Origin of the sequence: Neorhizobium turbinariae (assembly GCF_023223505.1) — a bacterium.
Taxonomy (GTDB): Bacteria; Pseudomonadota; Alphaproteobacteria; order Rhizobiales; family Rhizobiaceae; genus Neorhizobium; species Neorhizobium turbinariae.
In genome coordinates, this window is sequence record NZ_JALPRY010000004.1 from 164,867 (window position 1) to 188,926 (window position 24,060).

General features: G+C 61.8%; 21 protein-coding genes and 1 tRNA gene. 12 read left to right on the top strand and 10 right to left on the bottom strand.

Going from position 1 to position 24,060, the window contains the following annotated elements; genetic code table 11:
- The 3 genes from M0654_RS03885 (at position 1) to M0654_RS03895 (ending at position 1,028) form a co-directional block, all read left to right on the top strand.
- Complete coding sequence (locus M0654_RS03885; protein WP_248681929.1) at positions 1-174, top strand: hypothetical protein; 174 nt, start codon at positions 1-3, stop codon at positions 172-174.
- Positions 146-493 carry a hypothetical protein gene (locus M0654_RS03890; protein WP_248681930.1) on the top strand — a complete coding sequence of 116 codons (348 nt, stop codon included), beginning with the start codon at positions 146-148 and terminating at the stop codon, positions 491-493. Before M0654_RS03885 ends, M0654_RS03890 begins: the two co-directional genes overlap by 29 nt.
- An 82-nt stretch (positions 494-575) precedes the next feature.
- Positions 576-1,028, top strand: coding sequence for a hypothetical protein (locus M0654_RS03895; RefSeq protein WP_248681931.1), 453 nt, complete (start codon positions 576-578; stop codon positions 1,026-1,028).
- Between the two features lie 194 nt (positions 1,029-1,222).
- Here M0654_RS03895 and M0654_RS03900 read toward each other — a convergent pair.
- Together M0654_RS03900 and cpdR1 are read right to left on the bottom strand one after the other, a co-directional pair.
- Positions 1,223-1,297 (bottom strand) — tRNA-Val (locus M0654_RS03900).
- A 107-nt stretch (positions 1,298-1,404) separates the two neighbouring features.
- Positions 1,405-1,767: a response regulator CpdR1 gene (cpdR1, locus tag M0654_RS03905; RefSeq protein WP_037077221.1), complete on the bottom strand. Its 363-nt coding sequence runs from the start codon at positions 1,765-1,767 to the stop codon at positions 1,405-1,407.
- Positions 1,768-1,952: 185 nt separating this feature from the next.
- On the opposite strand from cpdR1, the gene M0654_RS03910 reads away from it, so the two are divergent.
- The gene (locus M0654_RS03910) at positions 1,953-2,840 is read left to right on the top strand and encodes an N-formylglutamate amidohydrolase (RefSeq protein ID WP_118850430.1); all 888 of its coding nucleotides are present in this window, start codon (positions 1,953-1,955) and stop codon (positions 2,838-2,840) included.
- A 288-nt stretch (positions 2,841-3,128) separates the two neighbouring features.
- On the top strand, positions 3,129-3,905 hold the full coding sequence (gene hisN, locus M0654_RS03915) for a histidinol-phosphatase (protein WP_248681932.1): 777 nt from the start codon (positions 3,129-3,131) through the stop codon (positions 3,903-3,905).
- Between the two features lie 3 nt (positions 3,906-3,908).
- Here hisN and M0654_RS03920 read toward each other — a convergent pair whose 3' ends face one another.
- Entirely contained in the window at positions 3,909-4,898 is a 990-nt protein-coding gene (locus M0654_RS03920) for an alpha/beta fold hydrolase (protein WP_248681933.1), read from the bottom strand.
- 438 nt (positions 4,899-5,336) lie between these two features.
- Here M0654_RS03920 and M0654_RS03925 point away from each other — a divergent pair, with 438 nt between their 5' ends.
- On the top strand, positions 5,337-5,816 hold the full coding sequence (locus tag M0654_RS03925; RefSeq protein WP_118850428.1) for an Hsp20 family protein: 480 nt from the start codon (positions 5,337-5,339) through the stop codon (positions 5,814-5,816).
- Between the two features lie 76 nt (positions 5,817-5,892).
- Here M0654_RS03925 and M0654_RS03930 read toward each other — a convergent pair whose 3' ends face one another.
- Positions 5,893-6,891, bottom strand: coding sequence for a bile acid:sodium symporter family protein (locus M0654_RS03930; protein ID WP_118850427.1), 999 nt, complete (start codon positions 6,889-6,891; stop codon positions 5,893-5,895).
- Positions 6,892-7,083: 192 nt separating this feature from the next.
- Here M0654_RS03930 and M0654_RS03935 point away from each other — a divergent pair, with 192 nt between their 5' ends.
- Both M0654_RS03935 and M0654_RS03940 read left to right on the top strand, forming a co-directional pair.
- On the top strand, positions 7,084-7,365 hold the full coding sequence (locus M0654_RS03935; protein WP_248681934.1) for a hypothetical protein: 282 nt from the start codon (positions 7,084-7,086) through the stop codon (positions 7,363-7,365).
- A gap of 53 nt (positions 7,366-7,418) precedes the next feature.
- The gene (locus M0654_RS03940) at positions 7,419-8,213 is read left to right on the top strand and encodes an SDR family NAD(P)-dependent oxidoreductase (RefSeq protein WP_248681935.1); all 795 of its coding nucleotides are present in this window, start codon (positions 7,419-7,421) and stop codon (positions 8,211-8,213) included.
- Between the two features lie 43 nt (positions 8,214-8,256).
- On the opposite strand, the gene M0654_RS03945 is transcribed toward M0654_RS03940, so the two are convergent.
- Positions 8,257-9,309 (bottom strand): threonine aldolase family protein, encoded by a 1,053-nt coding sequence (locus M0654_RS03945; protein WP_248681936.1) that lies wholly within the window; start codon positions 9,307-9,309, stop codon positions 8,257-8,259.
- Between the two features lie 446 nt (positions 9,310-9,755).
- Here M0654_RS03945 and gltB point away from each other — a divergent pair, with 446 nt between their 5' ends.
- Complete coding sequence (gene gltB / locus M0654_RS03950; RefSeq protein ID WP_390919543.1) at positions 9,756-14,495, top strand: glutamate synthase large subunit; 4,740 nt, start codon at positions 9,756-9,758, stop codon at positions 14,493-14,495.
- A 176-nt stretch (positions 14,496-14,671) separates the two neighbouring features.
- A complete protein-coding gene (locus tag M0654_RS03955; RefSeq protein WP_118850422.1) occupies positions 14,672-16,126 on the top strand; it encodes a glutamate synthase subunit beta in 1,455 nt (484 codons plus the stop codon).
- 103 nt (positions 16,127-16,229) lie between these two features.
- On the opposite strand, the gene M0654_RS03960 is transcribed toward M0654_RS03955, so the two are convergent.
- Entirely contained in the window at positions 16,230-17,459 is a 1,230-nt protein-coding gene (locus M0654_RS03960) for an SGNH/GDSL hydrolase family protein (RefSeq protein WP_248681938.1), read from the bottom strand.
- A 60-nt stretch (positions 17,460-17,519) separates the two neighbouring features.
- Positions 17,520-18,668 (bottom strand): lytic murein transglycosylase, encoded by a 1,149-nt coding sequence (locus tag M0654_RS03965; RefSeq protein ID WP_248682005.1) that lies wholly within the window; start codon positions 18,666-18,668, stop codon positions 17,520-17,522.
- A 272-nt stretch (positions 18,669-18,940) separates the two neighbouring features.
- Here M0654_RS03965 and galU point away from each other — a divergent pair, with 272 nt between their 5' ends.
- Complete coding sequence (gene galU, locus M0654_RS03970; protein ID WP_248681939.1) at positions 18,941-19,828, top strand: UTP--glucose-1-phosphate uridylyltransferase GalU; 888 nt, start codon at positions 18,941-18,943, stop codon at positions 19,826-19,828.
- Between the two features lie 56 nt (positions 19,829-19,884).
- Here the strand turns inward: galU and M0654_RS03975 are convergent, their stop codons facing one another.
- Positions 19,885-21,369 carry an outer membrane beta-barrel protein gene (locus M0654_RS03975; RefSeq protein ID WP_248681940.1) on the bottom strand — a complete coding sequence of 495 codons (1,485 nt, stop codon included), beginning with the start codon at positions 21,367-21,369 and terminating at the stop codon, positions 19,885-19,887.
- A 130-nt stretch (positions 21,370-21,499) separates the two neighbouring features.
- Here M0654_RS03975 and M0654_RS03980 point away from each other — a divergent pair, with 130 nt between their 5' ends.
- On the top strand, positions 21,500-22,495 hold the full coding sequence (locus M0654_RS03980) for a KpsF/GutQ family sugar-phosphate isomerase (RefSeq protein WP_118850418.1): 996 nt from the start codon (positions 21,500-21,502) through the stop codon (positions 22,493-22,495).
- A gap of 3 nt (positions 22,496-22,498) precedes the next feature.
- On the opposite strand, the gene M0654_RS03985 is transcribed toward M0654_RS03980, so the two are convergent.
- Positions 22,499-22,957: an NfeD family protein gene (locus M0654_RS03985; RefSeq protein ID WP_118850417.1), complete on the bottom strand. Its 459-nt coding sequence runs from the start codon at positions 22,955-22,957 to the stop codon at positions 22,499-22,501.
- A gap of 5 nt (positions 22,958-22,962) precedes the next feature.
- Complete coding sequence (locus tag M0654_RS03990; RefSeq protein WP_248681941.1) at positions 22,963-24,000, bottom strand: SPFH domain-containing protein; 1,038 nt, start codon at positions 23,998-24,000, stop codon at positions 22,963-22,965.
- Between the last annotated feature and the right edge of the window lie 60 nt (positions 24,001-24,060).

A 24,060-nucleotide genomic window follows, 5' to 3' on the forward strand; every position in this document is an offset into this window, starting at 1 on the left:
GTGACCAAGCCCGCTTTTCTGAACTACGCCGACATGAAACGCATGGCGACGTTGGCTAAGCGTGAAGGCGTCATAGTCGAAGTCGAGATCGACGGGAAGATTGTCAGGATAAAGCCCGACAGAGGCGACAAACGAGAAGAGCTTGATGAGCCTTTCGAAGAAATCCGCCTCTGACGGGACGCCGCGACTGCCTTACTGGCCTGCCGCGCTAAACAAGAAGATGGCCGCGGCCTACTGCGGGCTATCACCCGAGGTCTTCACAAGTGTTTGTCCACTGAAACCCATCTCCTTTACCTCATCATCGAGGGGGGAGCGATTTCTCCGGCAACGTTTGGACGAATGGCTGCTTTCACTCGATCCGAACGTAGAACCTGCGGCGGAGCGGAGAAGCATGGTGCAGTTGATTGATGGCGACCAAGAGCCCAAGCGAAGGTTTGGGGACAACATCCTGGCGGAGCCGTTGCCGCGCAAACGGCGGAAAAGGGAAACCTGATGGTGCGAAAGCCACCAAAGGTCGAATGAGGATAGTGGCGATCCTCTCTGTTACCGCGCAACGTATTAGGTTCTAAGTAGACGTGACCAAGAAAGCCATCATTAGCCAGGCCGAGCTCATGAGAATGGCCACCGCTGCGAGAAAGCACGGCGTTGTCGTGGAGCGAGAGATCGACGGTGTCATCACCCGCGTTACTCCCTTTCATGAACTGCCAAAGGTCGCCGCTCCAGAGCCAAATCACTGGGACGCGGTTTTAGAGGATGCTCCACCCGAACCCATCCAGCCGCCGTTCGATCATCGCGAACGGTACGTGATGGAGCGGCTGATCGATCTAGGGGTTGGGGTCAGAACGTATTCGTGCACGATCCGAAGCTTCGGGCCGCACACGCAGAGCAAGCTGTTGGAGCGCGGGTACGTTGAGGTCACCAATTCCATCGGGGACAAATTTAAGGACGACGAAATCAGCCTGACGAGGAAGGGGCTTGCTGATTTCAAGGCGCTCGAGAGGCACCGTAGTAAATACCCAAGCCTCTAGACGCGGCACGCTCTCACATTGCTGCCTGCTTGCCCGAAAGAACCTCTGGACACGCTTGAACCCGCTGAAAGGTGAGGGGAGCGCGTCGGGTTTCATAATAAAATCAAGGGGCTCAAAAAGAGGGTAGGTGAGGGGCTTTAGTAGCCTGAAAAAGCAAAAAACCCTGCGTTAACAGGGCTTTAGCTGAATAAGGATGGTGGGCGTGACAAGGATCGAACTTGTGACCCCTACGATGTCAACGTAGTGCTCTCCCGCTGAGCTACACGCCCATCCGATGGCGGCGCATAGACCATATACTGGCCGGGCCGTCAACTGGTTTTTGCCATGAAATGCGAAGGTTTTTTCAAAGCCTTGCAGATCAGGGCAAAGGCGGCCTTCAGGCCGCCAGGAGCTTGTTCACTTCGTCCACGAGATCGCGCAGGTGGAAGGGTTTGGAGAGAACCTTGGCGTCCTTGGGAGCCTTGGAATCAGAGTTGAGCGCGACAGCCGCAAAGCCGGTGATGAACATGACCTTGAGGTCCGGATCGAGTTCGGTGGCGCGGCGTGCGAGTTCGATGCCGTCCATTTCAGGCATGACGATGTCGGTCAGGAGCAGCGAAAACGGCTCTTCGCGCAAGCGGTCATAGGCGCTCGCACCGTTGTCGAAGGAAGCCACCTTGTAGCCCGCCTTTTCCAGCGCCTTCACGAGGAATCGGCGCATATCATTATCGTCTTCGGCGAGAAGGATTTTCTGAATCATCTCCGGGACCGTCATCCAATGCAACTTTTTTAATGTTTTTCGTAACTCTCACACTGCCAAGGCACGGTAAAGATCCGTTTAATGCGGCTGGGAGAGGATCTGGTAGGGTATAGATAGTATGGACTTCCCGCCGGGCAACTGGCAACATGGATCTCCGGACAAGTTCGCGACATGGTAAAGGCAGGATGGATTGCAGCGCGGGTGATTTTGAACATTTTGAAGTAAGGGAGCCCGCCACCCAGACCATCCCCTTCGTTTTCAACTCCCCGCATAGCGGCCGCGTTTATCCCCCCGCGTTCCTCGCCGAAAGCAATCTCGATTCGCTCGCCATTCGCCGCTCCGCCGACCACTATGTCGACGAGCTGTTTGCCGAAGCGACGGAACTCGGTGCGCCGCTGCTCATGGCCCACTTTCCCAGGGCGTATCTCGATGTGAACCGCGAACCCTACGAGCTCGATCCGCGCATGTTCGACGGGCCCTTGCCGCCCTTCGTCAACATCGGCTCGATGCGGGTTGCCGGCGGGCTTGGCACCATTCCGCGCATCGTGGCGGAGAACATGGAGATCTACCGCAGGCGCTTGCCGGTGGCGGAGGGCCTGTCCCGTATCGACGCAATCTACAAACCTTACCATGCGTGCCTGAGGAAACTGATCGCCCGCACCCATGCCCGGTTCGGGCTTGCGGTGCTGATCGACTGCCATTCGATGCCGGGCAACATCCGCGTCTCCGGCCCTGAGTCGCGGCCGGACTTCATCATCGGCGATCGCTACGGCACGAGTGCTTCGGCCGAGCTGTCGCGGGCGGCAATGCAGATCCTTGATGGGCTTGGGTTCGCCGCCGTGCGCAACAAGCCCTATGCCGGCGGCTTCATCACCGAACATTACGGGCGCCCGGTGCGCGGGCTGCATGCCCTGCAGATCGAGATCAACCGTTCGCTTTACGTGGATGAGGTGACCCTCGAGAAGCGGCCGGAATTCACCGCGATCGCCGAGGCGCTTGCCGTCTTCATGCGGCAGATGGCCGAGTTCGTTGCCGATTTTTCCGGCCAGAGCGGCGCACTCGCCGCCGAATAAACTCGCCGAGCGATTCCCCACCCTGCAGGCAAAAAAAACCGCGCTTCCGCGCGGCTAAGTCTAGGGAGGAAACACCCAAGGAGGGTATTCACAGTCAAAGACTGTGCTTGGGAGACTAGGTTTGCGATGCACAAACGTCAAGCATGAATTTCTCATGCCTAACTTTCGGGCACGCTAAATTTGCTCTTCCGGATGCTGCCATTTGCCGGTGAAGCGCTTGTCCCGACTGGGTTTTCAGACGTCGCCCAAGACGCTAGAGATGAGATCCCGCCACAAGGATTTTTCTTCATGCTTCCGGATCGTGACTTCTTCTACAGGCTGGCTGATGCGGCGAAGGCAGAGACCCTGCCGCGCTTTCGCACCGGGCTTTCGGTGGTCAACAAGATGGCGGGCGGCTTTGATCCGGTAACGGAAGGCGACCAGGCGGCGGAGAAGGCGATTCGCGCCCTCATTACCGAGCATTTCCCGGAGCATGGGGTTCTTGGCGAAGAGCATGAGAATGTGGGGCTTGATCGCGAGCACGTCTGGGTGATCGACCCGATCGATGGCACGCGCTCCTTCATCTCCGGTCTTCCCGTCTGGGGCACGCTGATCGGCTTCCAGACGAATGGTCGCGCCGCCATGGGCCTGATGGACCAGCCGTTTATCGGTGAGCGTTATTTTGCCGACGGGACGCAGACGCATTATTGCGGACCAGATGGCGAGCGGGTAATCTCGGTGCGCGACTGCGGCGAGCTTGGCAATGCGACGCTCTTCACCACCTCTCCGCATATCTTCACAGGAACCGATCTTGAGCGCTATCGTGCGGTGGAGGAGCGGGTCCAACTGTTCCGTTACGGTTGCGATTGTTATGCCTATGTGCTGCTTGCCTCCGGCCAGATCGACCTCGTCGTCGAAAACAGCCTCAAGCCCTATGACGTTGGTGCGCTGATCCCGATCATCGAGCAGGCGGGCGGCATCATCACCACCTGGGACGGCGGTCGTCCGGAAAAAGGCGGCAACATCATCGCTGCCGGCAGCAAGGCGGTGCACGAACAGGCGCTGGCGCTGCTCGCCGGCCGATAAAACTCAGGCCGCGGTCTCCGACAGGCCGAAGCCGCCGTCCTGGCCGGGCATGAAGGCGTCGATGGCGGCCATGGCCTGCGCCCGGTAGATGTCGCGTTCCTGGAAAAGCTCGTGGCGTGCGCCGTTGATCGTCACCAGCTGCCCGGCGCGGAAGTTCCGTGACAGCTCCTCCTGCGCCCAATAGGGCACGATCGGGTCGAGCACCGGTGCGAGGATCAGCGTCGGGATGGTGATCTGGGTCAGATGCGCCTGATTGTTGACGCGCTTCATCGCCTTGAACGTCTCGTGCAGCCAGCGGGCCGTCGGCGCCCCGACCGTCAGCTCCGGGTGGGCGTTGATGATCTCGAGGTTGCGACGGAAGCGACCACGATCCGACGTGATCGGATTGCCCTCGAAGGGTCGGTGGTTCTGGTCCTTGCCCATTGCCAGGCTGCCAAGCCCCGTCCAGGAGGCGGCGGTGGAGAGCGCGCGGATCAGCCCTTCCGGAACTCCCTGGCCGGAGAGCGCGGTATAGGGCGCGGCAAGCGCCATGCGGTGGATGCGGTTCGACAGCCGCGGCGCAGCCGACAGGGCGACGAGTGCGCCGGTTGAATGGCCGACCAGGAAGAACGGCAGTCGGGCATCCGGCAGCACGATGTGCTCGAGGAAGAGCTCGAGATCCTTCTCGTAATCGGAGAAGCGCCGGACGTGCCCCTTCCTGGGGTTCTTTCTCAGCCGGTCGGAGCCACCCTGGCCGCGCAGGTCGAAGGTCGCGACCCAGAGCCCCTTGGCGTTGAGCTCGCGGATCGTTTCGAAATACTTCTCAATGAACTCGTTGCGCCCCTGCATGATGACGACGGTGCCCGCCGCCGGCACGACGGATGAGCGAAACAGCCCGTAGCGCAATCTCGCGCCGCGATGGCCGGTGAAATAACCGCAGGTGTAGTTCTCCGGGGCAGGGTTGCCTTCGGTGAGGTGGAGAATGTCGGGCGATGCAGCGGGCGTGGTATTCATGTGTGTCAAGCGACAGCAAGCGGCTGTGAAGGTCAAGCGGGATTTGCGTTTCTGTGGCCCAAGAGGTTGGCCTGGAGCGAAACGGTTCAAGGGGATGTGCGGGAAAAAGAAGCCGGAACCGGCGGTACGGGAGCCCGCGCGAGTTCCGGCAAGCATGACTGAAGCGAAGGGACGAATGGGCTCCAGTCGTTAGAGGCAGTCTGCCTTCCAGTTCTGCTGGTCTAGCCTCATGCGCCTGAACCCCTGCAAAACGGGGTGTTCACCTGACATTCATGGCGGTCGCGCTTCTCGCGAAAAAGGGGTCTTGAAGCCGCGAAATCGAATTCCCATCTTCACCCTGCGGGCGCCGAAAAGGGTCCGCGCAGCGGCTACGGCATCGCCAGAACGGGATGCTGAAGGCCCAAGATCATCGCAACGTCGCTTCAAAGAGAGGACACCATGCGTCACGTCGATTTTACCCCGCTCTATCGCTCCACGGTTGGTTTCGACCGCCTTTTCAACCTGCTTGATTCCCGCGGACCGGCTGAACAGACCCCCAGCTATCCGCCCTACAATATCGAGCGGACGGGCGATAACACCTACCGCATCACCATGGCCGTTGCCGGCTTCGATGAAAGCGAACTTTCGATCGAGTCCCAGGCTCATGCGCTGACGGTCAAGGGTGAGAAGAGCGAAGAAGAAAACGCTGAACAAAGCGAATTCCTGTATCGCGGCATTGCCAAGCGTGCCTTCGAGCGCCGCTTCCAGCTCGCCGATCATGTTGAAGTCCAGTCCGCTTCGTTGAAGAACGGCCTGCTCCATATCGACCTCGTCCGGAACATTCCGGAAGCCATGAAGCCGCGTCGTATCTCGATTGCTTCCGAACCGGTCGCAGCCAAGACGATCGAAGCCCAGGTGGCTCCGCAGCAGATCAACTAAGCCTTCAAGACCTCCAGTCAAAGGCTCGCATGCAAGAACGCTCCTTCCTCCGGGAAGGAGCGTTTTTTGTATGTGCTCAGGCGGCCGCCGACGGGGCGGGCGCGTCCGTCGTCTTCAGGCGGTTTGCGTATTTCTGGGCAATCACCGCGCAGGCCATCAGCTGGATCTGGTGGAAGATCATCAGCGGCAGGACGATGGCACCAACGGCAGACGACTGGTTGGCGAAGATGGCGTTTGCCATCGGTACGCCGCTCGCCAGCGACTTCTTCGAGCCGCAGAACAGGATGGTGATCTCGTCTTCCTTGTTGAAGCCGAGCAGGCGACTGCCGAACATGGTGATGCAGAGCACGACGATCAGCAGCAGGATATCAACGATGATGACGACCGCGATGTCGGTGAACGAGAAGGTGTGCCACAGGCCTTCAATGACGGCTTCGGAGAACGCCAGATAGACGACCATCAGGATGGAACCGCGGTCGACGGGGGCAAGCAGCTTCTTCTTGGAGCGGATCCAGTCACCGATCCATGGCTGCAGGATCTGGCCGACGATGAAGGGCAGCAGGAGCTGCAGCAGGATGCTTTCCAGCGCATCCCAGGAGAAGCCGGAGGAGCCGGTGGTGGACAGAAGCACGCCGACGAGCAGCGGCGTCAGGAACATGCCGAGGATGTTGGAGCCGGAAGCCGCGACGATGGCGGCCGGTACGTTGCCGCCTGCCATGGAGGTGAAAGCGATCGACGACTGGACGGTGGACGGAACGACGCAGAGGAACAGGAAGCCGGTGTAGAGCGGTGCGGCCAGGATGTCTTCGGGAAGGAAGCCGATCATCAGGCCGAGGATCGGGAAGATCGCAAACGTGGTGAGCAGGATGGTGAGGTGCAGGCGCCAGTGAAGCGCACCGGCAACCACAGTGTCACGCGACAGGCGGGCACCATGCAGGAAGAACAGAAGACCGATCGCGATGTCGGTCGCGAGCTCGAACCACTCCGCATAAACGCCCTGGATCGGCAGGATCGATGCGAGGATGACGGCAAGGACGAGGAGGACCGTGAAGCGGTCCGGCATAAAACGGCTCATGACGGATTCCTTATTCAGTGGCTCCCCTTTCGACCAAAGCGAAGCAGAATGCAAACAATTCCACCGCAGTGCAGCAACAGATCCGGTGGGTTGCGGCCACATTTCCGACAGATGCCGGGGAAACATTTGCCCCCACGCATCTTTTTCTTTGCCCTTGCGTTCTGGCTGCGGCGAAACAACAGGGAGCTTGCCGTGAGCAATGCGGATCTGAAACAGGCGCAAGCCGAGACTGCCCTTCTCCAGGAGGTCAAGAACCTGCGGGCCCAGGTCGCCCGGTTGTCCGCACGGCTCGAAACACTTGACCATGCCGCTCCCGCCGAGCCGCCCGAAGATCCACATCCGTGGATCAAGATTGCCGCCACCGTCGGCATCACGTTCGCGATCGGAAAGATCATCCAGATGCTGCGGTTGCCGACCGCCACCACGGCAGCCATTCCGCTGATCACAAACCAGGTCAACAAACACATCTTCTAAGGGACGTGCCCCAAGGCAGGCTTGAGACCCGCCATGGCAAGAGGAGCTATTCCATGTCTTCAGGTAAACTGGCCGTCATCACAGGGGCGTCTTCCGGGATCGGGCTGGAACTGGCGCGGATCGCCGCCGCGCGGGGCTTCGACCTCATCATCGCAGCCAATGAGCCGGACATCGACAAGGTGGCGAGTGACTTGCGCCGCTCCGGCGTGCTGGTCGATGCCATGCAGGTCGATCTTTCGGAGATCGCTGGCGTGCAGGACTTCGTGCGTTTCGTGCAGGACAAGGGCCAGCCGGTGGATGTGCTGATCGCCAATGCCGGGATTGACCGCGGCCACGCCTTCCTGGACCAGGAGCTTGTCGATGCGCTCGCCATCATCGATACCAATATCCGCGGCACGGTTGCGCTTCTGCATATCCTCGGGCGGGACATGCGCGCGCGCGGTCACGGGCGCATCATGATCACCGGGTCAATCGTCAGCATGATTCCCGGGCCGTTCCACGCGGCCTATAGCGCCAGCAAGGCCTTCCTTTATTCCTTCGCAATGGCGTTGCGCGGCGAGCTAGCCGGTGCGGGCGTCAGCGTCACCTGCCTCATCCCAGGCGCAACCGATACGCCAATCTATGAGAAGGCGGACATGGTCGATACCGTAGTCGGCCAGGTGCACAAGCCGGATCCCGCTGAGGTGGCCAAGGCTGGCTTCGACGCGATGATGGACGGCGACCGGGAGGTGGTTCCCGGCATCCTCAACAAGCTGATTGTCGCGGCGGCCAATGTCATGCCTTCGGCCGTGCTGACCGCCATGCACGCCGCGGCGGCCAAACCGCAGGATAAGGACCCGGCGCGCTAGGCCGGGTTCCGGTGCGTCAGTCGGCAGGTGGCTCGAGCGTGTTTCAGCCTGCCTTGCAGATCGCCAGGAACTGGTCGATGTCTTCTTCCGTCGTCGCAAACGAGGTGACGAGGCGGACGAGTGTTTCGTCGCTGCCAACGAGGTCCGGCTGGTTCAACGGAACCGGCCAGCCATAGAACTTGGCGCCCTTGTTTTCGGCCGATGTGGCAGCCGCCTTGCTCAAAACCGCAAAGACTTCGTTCGATGTCGTTTCCCACGCAAGCCGCGAGCTGTTCTGGGTGCGGATGCCGGCGCGCAGGCGGTCGGCCATGGTGTTGGCGTGCCGAGCCAGATCAAGCCAGCGATCACCTTCGAGATAGGCTTCGAACTGGGCCGAGATGAAGCGTGTCTTGGAAAACAGCTGTGCGGAACGCTTGCGGATGAAGGCAAAGTCGCGGGCAAGGTCCTGGTTGAAGAAGACGATGGCTTCTGCACACCAGCAGCCGTTCTTGGTGCCGCCGAAGGAGAGCACGTCGACGCCGCGCTTCCATGTCATCTCGGCGGGCGAGCAGCCTAGCGCCACGAGCGCATTGGCAAAGCGGGCGCCGTCCATGTGCACCGGTAGGCCTTTCTTGCGGGCGATGGCGGTCAGGGCGTCGATCTCGTCAAGGCTGTAGACCGTGCCGGTCTCGGTGGCCTGGGTGAGGGTGAGGGCGGCGGCGCGGCCGTGATGCAGCGAGTCCTGCGGGTAACCGGCAATGCGACTGCTTAGTTTTTCAGGGTCGATCTTGCCGCCTGCGCCTTCCACCGGCACCATGCGCATGCCGGAGAAGAAATCCGGCGCGCCGCATTCATCTTCGATCACATGCGCCTCGGAATGGGCAAAGACGACGCCACCGGTGCGGGCCATGCTGGCGAGCGACAGCGAGTTCGCGGCCGTACCCGTGGACACGAAGAAGACGGATACGTCGCGTTCGAAGATTTCGTTGAAGCGGGCTTCGACGGTCTTGTCGAGTTCGCTGTTGCCGTAAGCCGCGGCAAACCGGGTGGACTCACGTGACAGACGGTCATTGATGGCAGGATGGGCGCCTGCCCAGTTATCGGAAGCGAAGAACATATTGAGGCCTTGCGGGGGGAGGATGATTGCGGGAAGCGAGCTTACGATTTTTGCCGATGTTCGCAATGCCAAAGCTGCACGATTGGGAACGATCCTAATCTGTCGAAACGATAGAAGCGCCGATGCGCAAGGTGAGCAACAAAATTACGCCGCCGGTGTGTCGCCCGTAATCACATTGCGTCGATTGCCCGGAAATATGTGCGTCGCCCCTTGTGGAGTCCCGGCATATGTGCCATAGAAAATGAAGAATTAGGTCAGACATGCTGTCCTAATTCAGGGACTGGCAGGCCATAACCGCGGCTGTTGAAGCACATTGCCACCCCTGTTGCGACGACCCGAAAGCTCGATCGAACAGCGGCGCTTCCTGCGGCGGACCAACGTGACGATGTCATTCTATCGAGATGTTTTGAAGCCACTTTGCCCGCCATAGGCGGCCAACAGGAGGAATGACGATGACGAAGATGCTCTCCGACGTGACCGGCGCAGGCGCCGAGGCCACCACAGGCAAAAGCACGGCTTCGACGTCTGCGGAGCGTTTCGTGGCCTCCGGCATCCCGGCGGCGCAGGGCCTTTACGATCCGCGCAACGAACACGATGCCTGCGGCGTCGGCTTCATCGCCCACATGAAGGGCAAGAAGTCGCATCAGATCGTCAAGGACGGGCTGTTCATCCTGGAAAACCTTACCCATCGCGGCGCGGTTGGCGCTGATCCGCTGATGGGCGACGGCGCCGGCATCCTGGTGCAGATCCCCGACCGCTTCTTCCGCGAGGAGATGGCAAAGCAGGGCGTCACCCTGCCGAAGGCTGGCGAATACGCTGTCGGTCACTTCTTCCTGCCGCGCGACGCCGAGCAGATCGAGCATTTCAAGAAGGTCATCATCGAGACGATCGCGGAGGAGGGGCAGCAGTTCCTCGGCTTCCGTGAAGTTCCGGTGGACAACTCGTCGCTCTCCAAGGCGCCGGAAATCGCCGCGACCGAGCCTTATCATCTGCAGGTCTTCATCGGCGCCGGGCACGATGCCGCGACCAACCCCGATTTCGAGCGCAAGCTCTTCCTCGTCCGCAAGGTGATTTCCAACCGCATCTACGACCAGTTCGGCGGCCAGGAAACCGGCTTCTATCCGGTTTCGCTGTCGTCCTCGACGATCGTCTACAAGGGCATGTTCCTGGCCTACCAGGTCGGCGCCTATTACAAGGACCTGTCGGACCCGCGCTTCGAGACGGCGGTGGCGCTCGTTCACCAGCGCTTCTCGACCAACACCTTCCCGTCCTGGAAGCTGGCGCACCCCTACCGCATGGTCGCCCATAACGGCGAAATCAACACGCTGCGCTCCAACGTCAACTGGATGGCGGCGCGCCAGGCGTCGGTTTCGTCACCGCTGTTCGGCGACGACATCTCCAAGCTTTGGCCGATCTCCTACGAAGGCCAGTCGGACACGGCCTGCTTCGACAACGCGCTCGAGTTCCTGACCCGCGGCGGTTATTCCCTCGCGCATGCGATGATGATGCTGATCCCGGAAGCGTGGGCCGGCAACCAGTCGATGCCGAAGGAGCGCAAGGCATTCTACGAATACCATGCGGCCCTTATGGAGCCGTGGGATGGCCCGGCCGCCGTCTGCTTCACCGACGGCAAGCAGATCGGCGCAACGCTCGACCGCAACGGCCTGCGTCCGGCACGTTACCTCGTCACCGATGACGACCGGGTGATCCTGGCATCCGAATCCGGCACGCTGCCGGTGCCGGAAGAAAGCATCGTCAAGAAGTGGCGCCTGCAGCCGGGCAAGATGCTGCTCATCGACATGGAGAAGGGCCAGATCGTCTCTGACGACGAGCTGAAGACGGAGCTTGCCACCAAGCACCCTTACGAGAAGTGGCTCGATCGCACCCAGCTGATCCTCGAAGAGCTGAAGCCGGTAGAGCCGCGCGCGCTGCGTCGCGACGTGTCGCTGCTCGATCGCCAGCAGGCCTTCGGCTACACCTCGGAAGACACCAAGATCCTGATGTCGCCGATGGCGACGACGGGGCAGGAAGCGGTGGGTTCCATGGGCACCGACACGCCGATCTCGGCCATGTCCAAGAAGTCCAAGCTGCTCTACACCTATTTCAAGCAGAACTTCGCGCAGGTCACGAACCCGCCGATCGACCCGATCCGCGAGGAGCTCGTCATGAGCCTTGTGTCGTTCATCGGTCCGCGCCCGAACATCCTCGACCACGAAGGCATGGCGAATGCCAAGCGCCTGGAAGTGCGCCAGCCGATCCTCACCAACGGTGATCTGGAAAAGATCCGCTCGATCGGCCACACGGAAGACCGCTTCGACACCAAGACGCTCGACTTCACCTATGACATCGAGCGCGGCGCCGAAGGCATGCCGGAGATGCTCGATCGCCTGTGCGAACGTGCCGAGGCGGCGGTCAAGGGCGGCTACAACATCATCGTGCTCTCTGATCGCCAGATCGGTCCGGACCGCATCGCCATCCCGGCGCTGCTCGCAACGGCCGCCGTGCACCACCACCTGATCCGCAAGGGCCTGCGCACCTCGGTCGGTCTTGTCGTTGAGTCAGGCGAGCCGCGCGAAATCCATCACTTCTGCTGTCTCGCCGGCTTCGGCGCCGAGGCCATCAACCCCTACCTCGCCTTCGACACGCTCACCGACATGCATATGCGCGGCGAGTTCCCGAAAGAGGTGGACGCGCAGGAAATCGTCACCCGCTACATCAAGGCAGTCGGCAAGGGCATCCTCAAGGTCATGTCCAAGATGGGCATCTCGACCTACCAGTCCTATTGCGGCGGCCAGATCTTCGACGCCGTCGGCCTGTCGTCCGAGCTGGTCGCCAAGTATTTCTTCGGCACAGCCACCTCGATCGAAGGCATCGGCCTGAAGGAAATCGCGGAAGAAACCGTTGCCCGCCACCAGGCGGCCTTCGGCAAGGACCCGGTTCTTGCGTCGACGCTCGATATCGGCGGCGAATATGCCTACCGCATGCGCGGTGAAAGCCACGCCTGGACGCCGGACGTCGTGGCGACCCTGCAGCATGCCGTGCGCGGCAACAGCCAGGATCGCTACCGTGAGTTCGCCCAGATGGTGAACGAGACTTCGGTACGGATGAACACCATTCGCGGCCTGTTCAAGATCAAGTCGGCGGAAACGCTCGGCCGCAAGCCGGTGCCGCTCGAAGCGGTCGAGCCGGCGGTGGATATCGTCAAGCGCTTCTCCACGGGCGCCATGTCCTTCGGCTCCATTTCGCGCGAGGCGCATACGACGCTTGCGATCGCCATGAACCGGATCGGCGGCAAGTCGAACACAGGTGAGGGCGGCGAGGAAAGCGATCGTTACCTGCCGCTGCCGGATGGTTCGAGGAACCCCGAGCGTTCAGCGATCAAGCAGATCGCGTCCGGCCGCTTCGGCGTCACGACCGAATACCTGGTCAATGCCGACATGCTGCAGATCAAGGTGGCGCAGGGCGCCAAGCCCGGCGAGGGCGGCCAGTTGCCCGGCCACAAGGTGGATGCGACGGTTGCCAAGACCCGTCACTCGACTCCGGGCGTCGGCCTGATTTCGCCGCCGCCGCACCACGACATCTATTCGATCGAAGACCTGGCGCAGCTGATCTACGACCTGAAGAACGTCAACCCGACCTCGGATATCTCGGTCAAGCTGGTGTCCGAAGTGGGCGTCGGCACGGTTGCCGCCGGTGTCGCCAAGGCACGTGCCGACCACATCACCATTGCAGGTTTCGACGGTGGCACCGGCGCCTCGCCGCTCACCTCGCTGAAGCATGCCGGTTCCCCATGGGAAATCGGCCTTGCCGAAACCCAGCAAACGCTGGTGCTGAACGGCCTTCGTTCGCGCATCGCGCTGCAGGTCGACGGTGGTCTGAAGACCGGCCGCGACGTCATCATCGGCGCGCTGCTTGGTGCAGACGAGTTCGGTTTTGCGACCGCACCGGTGATTGCGGCAGGCTGCATCATGATGCGCAAGTGCCACCTCAATACCTGCCCCGTTGGCGTCGCGACGCAGGACCCGGTTCTGCGCAAGCGCTTCAAGGGCACGCCGGAACATGTCATCAACTACTTCTTCTTTGTTGCCGAAGAAGTGCGCGAGATCCTGGCGTCGCTCGGCTTCACCAAATTCGACGATATCATCGGCATGTCGGAACTGCTCGAGAAGGACGAGATGCTGGCCCACTGGAAGTCCAAGGGACTCGACTTCTCCCGGATCTTCCACCAGGTGGAAGCGCCGAAGGAAGCGACCTACTGGACTGAACGCCAGAAGCATCCGATCGATGACATTCTCGACCGCAAGCTGATCGAGAAGGCGCAAGCTTCGCTCGAAAGCAAGGAGCCGGTTGTCATCGAGGTGCCGATCAAGAACGTCGACCGTTCTGCCGGTGCGATGCTCTCCGGTGCGCTTGCCAAGCGCTGGGGCCACAAGGGCCTGAAGGATGACACGATCCACGTCACCCTGCGCGGCACGGCCGGCCAGAGCTTTGGCGCCTTCCTGGCACGCGGCATCACCTTCGATCTCGTCGGCGATGGCAACGACTATGTCGGCAAGGGCCTTTCGGGCGGACGCATCATCGTCCGGCCGCCGGAAAATTCGAAGATCGTCGCCGAGCAGTCGATCATCGTCGGCAACACTGTGCTTTACGGCGCAATCACCGGCGAGTGCTATTTCCGCGGTGTGGCGGGCGAACGTTTTGCGGTTCGCAACTCCGGCGCCATCGCGGTTGTCGAAGGCGTGGGTGACCACGGCTGCGAATACATGACCGGCGGCATTGTCGTCGTGCTGGGCGGCACGGGTCGCAACTTCGCGGCGGGCATGTCGGGCGGTGTCGCCTACGTGCTCGACGAGCAGGGCGATTTCGCCAAGCGCTGCAACATGGCCATGGTCGAACTCGAGCCGGTTCCGGAAGAAGACGACATGCTGGAAAAGCTGCATCACCGCGGCGGCGACATCATGCACAAGGGACGCGTCGACGTTTCCGAGGACATGACGCGCCACGACGAGGAGCGCCTGTACCAGCTGATCTCCAACCACATGCACTACACCGGGTCCACCCGCGCCAAGGATATCCTTGATCGCTGGGGCGAGTTCCGGCCGAAGTTCCGCAAGGTCATGCCGGTGGAATATCGCCGTGCGCTGGTCGAGATGGAACGCATGCGCATGGGCGTCGCGGCAGAGTAACGCGGATGGCTCTCGTCCACCGGCTCATATCGGTGGGCATCGCGATCGCCGTTCCGGCGGTCGCATTTCTGGCAGGCGCTGGCGCTGCATTTGAGTTTTTCGTGCTGGGGGCGACCTTGGGGTTCGCCTACTGGTACTGGGGTCCTACGGGAACCCTTCTATGAAAAGGGACGAACATGGGTAAGGTCACTGGTTTCATGGAAATCGACCGGCAGGTGGCGAAGTATCAGCCTGCGTCGGATCGTATCCGTCACTTCCGCGAATTCACCATTCCGATGTCGGATGCCGAAGTGACCAAGCAGGCGGCACGCTGCATGGATTGTGGCATTCCCTACTGCCATGGCCCGACCGGCTGTCCGGTGCACAACCAGATCCCGGACTGGAACGACCTCGTCTACAACAACAAGTGGGAGGAGGCGATCCGCAACCTCCATTCCACCAATAACTTCCCGGAATTCACCGGCCGCGTTTGCCCCGCGCCGTGCGAGGAAGCCTGCACGCTGAACCTCGAGGACGCGCCCGTCACGATCAAGACGATCGAGCAGGCGATTGCCGACAAGGCCTATGAGCTTGGTTTCATCGCGCCGCAGCCCGCAACCGTGAAGACCGGCCGCAAGGTCGCCGTTATCGGTTCGGGCCCGGCCGGCATGGCGGCTGCCCAGCAGCTTGGCCGCGCAGGCCACGAGGTGCATGTCTACGAGCGTGAGTCGAAGGCCGGTGGCCTGCTGCGCTACGGCATCCCCGACTTCAAGATGGAGAAGAACTTCATCGACCGGCGCGTCGAGCAGATGAAGGGCGAAGGCGTGACCTTCCACACCGGCGTCAACATCGGCGTCGACGTGCCTGTCGAGCAGCTGCTTGCTGAGCATGATGCCGTTCTTTACTGCGGCGGCTCGGAAACCCCGCGCCCGGCCGGCATTCCAGGCGTGGAACTGAACGGCGTTTACGACGCCATGCCTTACCTCGTGCAGCAGAACCGCCGCATCGGCCGCGAAAACATCGACAGCGTCGCATGGCCTGCCGATCCGATCCTCGCCGGCGCAAAGCATGTGGTGGTCGTTGGTGGTGGCGATACCGCATCCGACTGCGTGGGCACCGCCTTCCGCCAGGGTGCGGTGAAGGTGACCCAGCTCGACATCCGTCCGCAGCCGCCGGAAAAGGAAGACAAGCTCGCCGTCTGGCCATTCTGGGCCACCAAGATGCGTACCTCGTCCTCGCAGGCAGAAGGCGCCATCCGCGAGTTCCAGGTCGCGACGCTGGAGTTTGTTGGGGAAGACGGCCAGTTGACCGGCGTGCGCTGCTGCGAAGTCGATGAACGTCGCAATCCGATTGCCGGCACCGAGTTCATCATCAAGGCTGATCTCGCCTTCATCGCCATCGGTTTCTCCGGCCCGTTGAAGGACGGCGTCCTGTCTGAACTCGACGGAAAGCTGCAGCTCAATGTCGACCGCCGCGGCTCGACCAACGTCGTTGCCAACGACCGCGACTACAAGACCTCGGTCGACAAGTTCTGGACGGCGGGCGATGTCCGTCGCGGCCAGTCGCTGGTGGTCTGGGCCATCCGCGAAGGTCGCCAGGCTGCGCGCGCAATCGATGAAGCCCTGATGGGCAGCTCCGTCCTGCCGCGCTGATCAGCTCTGCTGGAAAAACAACGCCTCCTCCATCTTTCCGGATGGAGGAGGCGTTTCTGTTTGTGCAAAGGATCCTGGATCCGCCTGGTGGGATCGATTGGCGCTACTTGACGATCCGGTAGTCGTCGATGCGTCCGGGCGGCGGCGGGGCGATCTCACCGCGCTTCACGAGCTTGTCGCGTGGGGTTTCGATATTCACGGATGGCAGCGGCGCAGCACCCAGCAGGTCCTTGCCGCCGTCCAGTTCCGGATCGGACAGGCTGATTGGGTGTGTCGGAACCACGACGCCTTCCGGCGAGGGAGGCAGCGTCAGGAGTTCGGGCAGGTTGGAGCCGTCGAGCTTTGCCAAGTCGGGGCTGGCCATGTCGCCCAGGTGCCGGCGCAGGAACTTCTCCACATAGAAGGCGAGCTTCTTCTTACCCGCCTTGGTAAAGTTGATACCGTCCGAGCCGCGCAGGCGTACCTGCTGGCCGTTGACGTCCGAGCCGGTGATGACGAACTTGCCGTCTTCGTCGACGAACCCGTCCCAGATATCGACGAACTCGCCACCGACCTTCTCGACCTGGCTGCGATAGATGGCGTTGAGCGTCACCGCGTCGGCGGTCATCGACGGTGACTGGAAGGCCGGCAGGCCGACCCAAAGCAGCGGCAGCTTTCGCTGGACAACGACGTCGGCAAGGCGCGCGCCGCGCTCTTCGTATTCCTTGAACCAGGCGTCGGTGCGGAATTTTTCGCGCGCGTTGTCGCCGATCTGCATCTGCTGCCGGTCATTGGCGCCTATCATCACGATGACGACGGCCGGCTTCACTTCATCAAGGAATTCCGGGAGCTTCTGCTGCCAGTTGTAGTGGTCCTCGCGGACAAGGCCGGACGAAACGTTGCTGCGTTCGGCGATCGCGACGCCGGGGGAGGCGGCGAAGGTCTGTTCCAGCTCGCTGCCGATGCCGCCCGCCATGAAGTCGCCGATCACCAGGACCTGCTTGGCGTTCTCGATCTTGGCAACGGGTTCAGGTGCAGCTGGCGCGGCGACGGCGGGAACCGGTGCCGGAGCAGCAGGTCTCGTGCGGCGTACGGGTGGACGGTTCTTCGGACGGGTCGGAACGTCAACGACCGAGCCGTCGCGATAATAACGCCGCTCAAAGCCGCGTCGTTCGTTCTGGCCCCAGCGGGGCGGTGGCGGCCGTTCGTAACGCGGGCCGCCAAACAGCATTTCCAAGACGTTGCGGCGCGGCACCCGCTCTTGCGCGGATGCCGGGTGAGGCACGGCCAGCACGAACACAAGCAGGAGCGCCCCTGCCTTGCTCCAGATGTTGTTATGCTGCCTCGGTTTCACGGCCACGACTTCCCGCACGTCTCATTACCCGCCGACGATGTGGGGCATCCAGCCTCGATGTCAACGCAAAGCTTCGAGAAGCCGCTGTGAAGGCTCGCCGCTTTGCTGCATGCCAAGGCGCTTCTGGATCTCGGAAATCGCAGCTTTTGAGCCCGAGCCGAAATTGCCATCCACTTCGCCGTTGTAATAGCCAAGTTCCTTCATGCGCGACTGCAGCTCGAACTTCTCGCGAATATCGAGCGTGCCCTGCGGACGGGGCCAGCGCTGCTGGACGCCGCCGTAGCCGGCGATCTCATCCGCCAGGAGCCCCACGGCCAGCGCGTAGCTGTCGGCCGCATTGTAGCGTTTGACGACAAAGAAGTTCTTCAGCATCAGGAATGCCGGGCCATTGGGGCCTGCCAGCAGCTTCAGTTCGGCGCGATCGCTACCGCGCGGGAAACCCTTGCCGTTCGGACGGGCAAAACCGAGTGCCGCCCATTGGGCAAGCGTCTTGGTCTGGCCCTCATACTTGGCAGCGCCGGCGGGAAGAACGGCCTCGTAACCCCAGGTCTTGCCGGTCTGCCAGCCGTTTTTCTTCAAAAGGTTGGCCGCGGTCGCGAGCGCATCCGGCACCGAATGCCAGATGTCACGCTTGCCGTTTCCATCCGCATCCACGGAATAAAGCAGGTAGCTCGTCGGGATGAACTGGGTATGGCCCATGGCGCCTGCCCAGGAACCGGTCAGCTGCTTCGGCGTGACATCGCCGGACTGAAGGATCTTCAATGCGGCGGTCAGCTGGGTGCGGGCAAACTTGGCGCGCTTCTTGTCACCCCAGGCCAGTGTGGCGAGAGCCTGCGGCACGTGGTGCAGGCGGTCCGGATTGTCGAGCGCTGCCCCATAATTGGATTCCATCGACCAGATCGCCAGCAGGATGTGCTTGTCGACGCCAAAGTGACGCTCCAGCGCGTTGAGCGTCGAGCCGTGCTTGGCGGCCATCTCGCGACCGATCTTCACGGTGTAAGGGTTCACCCGGCTGTCAAGGTAATCCCAGATGCGCGACTTGAACTCCGGCTGGTAGGCAGCCTTCTCCAGCACGTTGCGGTCAGGCTCGGAAATGCCTGCAAAGGCGCGCTGATAGGTGCTGCGCGAGATGCCGGCCTTGGCGGCCGTCTCGTAGAAATTTGCGATCCACGCCTTGAAACCGGCGTCTGCCTGAGCATCTATCGGCATGGCCGCGGTCAGTCCGAAAGCCAGGGACAGAAGGGCTCCACGGAGGAAATTGATGCGAGGGGTCTTCATCGGCAGTCGTGTCCAATCTTCTTGTGTCTATGCCTTGCGGCAAGAGTGGCATGCGGCTTAACGACGTAATAACACATCAAGGGTCAACAAATTCTTTACCATATCCCGCCGACCGGCGGCAGTGTTTCTCAAACGGTAATAATGTCGCCCATAAACGCTGAAATGGTGGATTTTGCACAATGACGTGCTTTCAGGAGGCATGAGTGGCACAACAACAAAAGATCCGTAAGGCAGTGTTCCCCGTCGCGGGTCTCGGCACGCGCTTTCTGCCGGCAACCAAGGCAGTTCCGAAGGAAATGCTCACGGTGGTCGACAAGCCGGTCATCCAGTATGTCGTCGACGAAGCGGCTGAAGCCGGTATCGAACACTTCGTGTTCGTGACCGGGCGCGGCAAGGGCGTCATCGAAGACTATTTCGATATCCAGTACGAGCTCGAGCAGATGCTGCGCGAGCGCAACAAGAATGCCGAACTGACGCTGCTTGCAGGACTTCTGCCGGTAGCCGGTACCGCAAGCTTCACCCGCCAGCAGGTGCCTCTTGGGCTTGGCCACGCTGTGTGGTGCGCGCGCGACATCGTCGGCGACGAACCCTTTGCAGTGCTGTTGCCGGACATGATCATGTCAGGTGAAAAGGGCTGCCTGAAGGGCATGGTCGACCTTTACGCCCAGAGCGGCGGCAACGTGATCGCCGTGCAGGAATGCGATCCGGAACTGGCCCATAAATACGGTATCGTCGGCGTCGGTGACGCCATCGGCGAAGGCTTCAAGATCACCCAGATGGTGGAGAAGCCGCCGAAGGGTACGGCACCCTCCAACCTTTACATCAACGGGCGCTACATCCTGCAGCCGGAGATCTTCAAGATCCTCGAAACGCAGGAACGCGGCGCGGGCAACGAGATCCAGCTGACGGACGGCATGCTGACACTTGCGAAGTCGCAGGAATTTGCCGCCTATCCGTTCAAGGGTGAAACCTATGACTGCGGCGCGAAGGATGGCTTCATCCTGGCGAACCTCGCATTTGCGCTGAAGCGCGAGGACATCCGTCCTTCGATCGAAGAGCCGATGAAGGCGCTGCTCGCTTCGCTGAAGTAATCTCCGCTTCTGCCGCGAAAATCAAAAAGCCCGGGCCGCAAGCCCGGGCTTTCTCGTCACCGCTTGACGGTCATGCCGATGCCGGCCCGCAAAGTGCTGTCATTGGCGCCGCCGCCCGTGACGCGTTCGTATTCGACGTTGCCGGTGACATCGAGGTAGCGGTTGACCGCCCAGGCGAGGCCCGCACCACCCACCCAAACGGTCTCATCGCTGCGGCCGTTCTGCAGGTCGCGAAGCGTGGTCGTGCTGGTTAGGCGTGCCACGAGGTTGTCGCGCATTTCATGGGCGACAGCGGCAGTTGCCTGGTATTCGACCCAGCCACTCTGGCCGGCCGCCGTTGCATCCTGCACCGTGGTGCGCAACCCAAGATCGACATCCGTGCCCCGTTGCGGCGACCAGCGGACGCTGCCATCGACGGTGAAGGCGTCGAGAGAGTTCAGGCGGCTGTCTTCGTAATCGACAATTTCGTAACCGGCGCCGATTTCGCCGCGCAGTTTCTCGCCAAAGTCGAATTCGACGCCAGTGCGGGCGGCATAACTTTGCGAGGAGCGGGCATAACCGTTGTTGTCGCGGCGCAACTCATAAAGCGTGCGGCCCGTCGCCACTTCCACGAAGGGGATCAGCGCCGGCGAAAGCTCGTAGCCGAGACGCAGGCGACCGTCGATGCCGGTGCGGTTGCGGTCCCTCATGCTGAGCGAACTGCCGTCGGACAGCTCCGCATCGGTATAGTTCAAGCGAGTCACATCGACTGCAGCCAGCCCGCGCACCTTGCCGAAGTCGCGCTGGATCGACGCGCCAGCGCGAAACTCATGGACGCCGGACTGGGTGTCGGCGTTGCCGATCGCGTTCGGATCGTAATCCTCTTCGCGGGTAAAACTGTATCCGCCGGTGACATGCGCTTGCGTATCGCCCGCGAGGTCGAGGCGCAGGTCCGCATCAATCCCGGCCTCTGGGCGCAGCCCATCCTGGCCGCCGTTGATATTGCGCTCATACGTGCCGCTGCCGGTGACGGTGAGCGCATGGCGCGACCAGTCGGAGGTCAAGGTGCCGCGGATATTGGTGGAGAGGTAGTCGCGGCGCTCGGTGGAGCCGCCCGATTTGGTGCGTTCAGTGTTGATGCTCTGGTTGACCGATGGGCGCAGCAGGAAGGTGCCAAGCCTGATGCCGGGCGTTTCCGTTCGCGTGCGCAGCGGGTCGCGGGTGTTGATGAGTTCGTCGAAGGTATCGAGCGGCGGGTCGGCCGGCCGGTTCAGATCTTCTGCGTAAAGGGGTTCTTCGTCCGGACCGTCGGCCGAGATGGAGGCGGTGTAGTCGGGAACCGCGGTGCCATCCTGAGCGGCCTCTTCGATGGCTCCATCCGGTCCCGATGGAGCGGCGCTGGGCGTTGCGCTGGTTGCTGAAGGAAGGCCGCTTCCCTGCGCCGGAAAAAGGGGACGGTCTTGCGCGAGCGCCGGCGAGGCCAGCGCCGAGCAGGCCAGCAGGAGGACAAACGTCTTGCTGCGCCGCTTCCGCGTCCTGCCTCTGGCTGTGGTTTCGGTCATGGATCCGCCCGGATGATCAATACTTACCCAAACGTAAAGCCATGTGGTTAAATTTTGGTTTCGGGCGCCATAACCGGTCCAGTAGAGGTCGCGCATGGACTTGGAAGGCAAAAAGGTCTAAGGCTCACCCATGATCAAGAGAGCGTTACAACTGGTCGAGCACGATGTCCTGGACTCGGCTCTGCGTACGGTTTCCTTCGGAAAACAGGGTCTTGACGCTCTGGAGCAGGCACTTCAGGGGAAGCTGGGCGAGACCTTCCGCAAGGTTGTCGAAGTGATTGGCGACATCGAGGGGCGGGTGATCATCACCGGCGTCGGCAAGAGTGGTCATATTGGCCGCAAGATCGCCGCGAGCCTTGCCTCCACCGGCACGCCGGCCTTCTTCGTGGATGCCAATGAAGCCAACCACGGCGATCTCGGCATGATCACCTCTGCGGACGTGGTGCTCGCCTTGTCCTGGGGTGGCGAAACGGCCGAGCTTCGCGGCGTGGTCACCTTCACGCGCCGGTTCTCCATTCCTCTCGTAGCGATCACCTCCGGCGAGTTTTCAACGCTTGCCCGGCAGGCTGATTACGTCCTGCTGCTCCCCAAGGAGCAGGAAGCCTGCCCGCACGGGCTTGCCCCGACGACATCCACGCTGATGCAGCTTGCGCTCGGCGATGCCATTGCGGTCGCGCTCCTGGAAGCGCGAGGCTTTTCAGCCACCGATTTCCGTGTCTACCATCCGGGCGGCAAGCTCGGCGCGATGCTCTCGCATGTGAGCGACCTGATGCACACCGGCGATCGCATTCCGCTCGTCAAGAAGGGCGTTCTGATGCCCGAGGCGATCGAGGTTCTGTCGCGCAAGCGGTTCGGCTGCGTTGGCATCATCGATGACGACGGGTGCCTGTGCGGCGTCATCACCGACGGCGACATCTCCCGCCACCTCGATCTTGACCTGCGCCAGACGCCGGTCGATCAGGTGATGACGGTCAATCCGAAGACGGTTGCCAAGGATACGCTTGCGACCGCCGCCATGGCGATCCTCAACAAGCACAGCATTGGTGCACTGCTTGTGGTGGATGAAGCACGTCATCCGGTTGGCATCGTGCACTTCCACGACCTGCTGCGCGTCGGCGTCGCCTGATCCTCAGGCGGCTTCCACCACCAGATCGCGACCGGCCGCCGAGACGACGCGCACCTGCGTGCCGGCGGGCAGGTTCGGCCCCATGACAGACCACCACGTATCATCGAGGCGGATACGGCCGCGACCTTCCGCGATCGGTTCGTGCAGCGTCGCCGTGCGGCCGACGAGGCTCTCGCCGCGCCGGTTGAGCAGCGGCTCGTCGCTCGAATGGCCCCGGCCGGAGTAAAAGCGGCGGCCGGCAAGCACGAAAACGACCGACAGGATCGCAAACAGCAACAGCTGGAGCTGCCAGCTCCAGAGGCTGGCTTCCCAAAGCAGAAGCGACAACGCTCCCACCACGACCGCGGCTGCGCCGATCCAGACCAGGAAGAAGCCGGGCACAATGAGCTCAGCCGCGAGCAGGAGAATGCCGAGCACCCACCAGCTCCACGGGCCGAGGCTGACGACGAGGTCATGCAGCATGACGATCAGCTTCCAGACGACGGGCCGAAGGGCGGCACGACCGGGTTGGTGGTACCCGTGGTGCGCGGGCCTGTCGGCGGACGCGACGGCTGGCGTGGCGGGTTCGAACCGGACGGCCCGGGATTGTCGCCGAACACTTCCTTGGCAATGGCGCCGATGCCGCCAAGTGAGCCGATGAGGGAGGAGGCTTCGAGCGGCATCAGCACGATCTTGGAATTGGGTGCCTTGCCGATCGCCACCAGCGCCTCGGTGTATTTCTGCGCCACGAAATAATTGATCGCCTGCACATCACCGGCGGCGATGGCTTCGGAGACCGCCTGCGTGGCTTTGGCTTCCGCTTCTGCCAGACGTTCGCGAGCCTCGGCCTCGCGGAAGGCTGCTTCCCGCTTGCCTTCGGCTTCCAGCACGGCGGCCTGCTTGGCACCTTCGGCGCGCAGAATCTGCGCGCCACGCGCACCTTCCGCCTCAAGAATCTGGGCGCGCTTTTCGCGCTCCGCCTTCATCTGCCGTCCCATGGATTGGACGAGGTCAGCGGGTGGCTGGATATCCTTGATCTCGACGCGCGTCACCTTGATGCCCCAGGGGCCGACGGCTTCGTCGACCACGCGCAACAGGCGCTCGTTGATGACTTCGCGGTTGGACAGCAGTTCATCGAGATCCATGGAGCCCATGACCGAACGGATATTGGTCATGGTGAGGTTCTGGATGGCGTTCTGCAGGTTGGAGATCTGGTAGGCCGCCTGCGCAGCGTTCAGCACCTGGTAGAAGGCGACGGCATCGGCTGAAACGCTCGCGTTGTCGCGGGTGATGACTTCCTGGGTCGGCACGTCGAGCACCTGCTCCATCACGTTCATCCGCACCCCGACGCGCTCGATAAACGGCGTCAGCAGGTTGAGGCCGGGCTCGAGCGTGCGCGTGTACCGGCCGAAGCGCTCCACCGTATATCGATAGCCCTGCGGCACCGTCTTGATCGAGGCAAACAGGACCAGGATCACGAAGAGGACAAATACGACCACCACTATGTCGAAACCGCCCAAGCCCATGTTTTTCCTCCCGCGGTCGATCCGCCGTTTCTCGTTGCGGCGATCCTATTCAATGCGGCT

What these genes read in the sequence shown, in the direction of transcription:
- M0654_RS03910 (WP_118850430.1), top strand. Translation starts at nt 1,953, where the DNA reads ATGGATTGCAGCGCGGGTGATTTTGAACATTTTGAAGTAAGGGAGCCC.
- M0654_RS03985 (WP_118850417.1), bottom strand. Translation starts at nt 22,957, where the DNA reads ATGCTGCATGACCTCGTCGTCAGCCTCGGCCCGTGGAGCTGGTGGGTG.
- M0654_RS03955 (WP_118850422.1), top strand. Translation starts at nt 14,672, where the DNA reads ATGGGTAAGGTCACTGGTTTCATGGAAATCGACCGGCAGGTGGCGAAG.
- cpdR1 (WP_037077221.1), bottom strand. Translation starts at nt 1,767, where the DNA reads ATGATTCAGAAAATCCTTCTCGCCGAAGACGATAATGATATGCGCCGA.
- M0654_RS03890 (WP_248681930.1), top strand. Translation starts at nt 146, where the DNA reads ATGAGCCTTTCGAAGAAATCCGCCTCTGACGGGACGCCGCGACTGCCT.
- M0654_RS03945 (WP_248681936.1), bottom strand. Translation starts at nt 9,309, where the DNA reads ATGTTCTTCGCTTCCGATAACTGGGCAGGCGCCCATCCTGCCATCAAT.
- M0654_RS03920 (WP_248681933.1), bottom strand. Translation starts at nt 4,898, where the DNA reads ATGAATACCACGCCCGCTGCATCGCCCGACATTCTCCACCTCACCGAA.
- M0654_RS03940 (WP_248681935.1), top strand. Translation starts at nt 7,419, where the DNA reads ATGTCTTCAGGTAAACTGGCCGTCATCACAGGGGCGTCTTCCGGGATC.
- M0654_RS03975 (WP_248681940.1), bottom strand. Translation starts at nt 21,369, where the DNA reads ATGACCGAAACCACAGCCAGAGGCAGGACGCGGAAGCGGCGCAGCAAG.
- M0654_RS03980 (WP_118850418.1), top strand. Translation starts at nt 21,500, where the DNA reads ATGATCAAGAGAGCGTTACAACTGGTCGAGCACGATGTCCTGGACTCG.
- gltB (WP_390919543.1), top strand. Translation starts at nt 9,756, where the DNA reads ATGACGATGACGAAGATGCTCTCCGACGTGACCGGCGCAGGCGCCGAG.
- M0654_RS03990 (WP_248681941.1), bottom strand. Translation starts at nt 24,000, where the DNA reads ATGGGCTTGGGCGGTTTCGACATAGTGGTGGTCGTATTTGTCCTCTTC.
- M0654_RS03925 (WP_118850428.1), top strand. Translation starts at nt 5,337, where the DNA reads ATGCGTCACGTCGATTTTACCCCGCTCTATCGCTCCACGGTTGGTTTC.
- M0654_RS03965 (WP_248682005.1), bottom strand. Translation starts at nt 18,668, where the DNA reads ATGCCGATAGATGCTCAGGCAGACGCCGGTTTCAAGGCGTGGATCGCA.
- hisN (WP_248681932.1), top strand. Translation starts at nt 3,129, where the DNA reads ATGCTTCCGGATCGTGACTTCTTCTACAGGCTGGCTGATGCGGCGAAG.
- M0654_RS03930 (WP_118850427.1), bottom strand. Translation starts at nt 6,891, where the DNA reads ATGAGCCGTTTTATGCCGGACCGCTTCACGGTCCTCCTCGTCCTTGCC.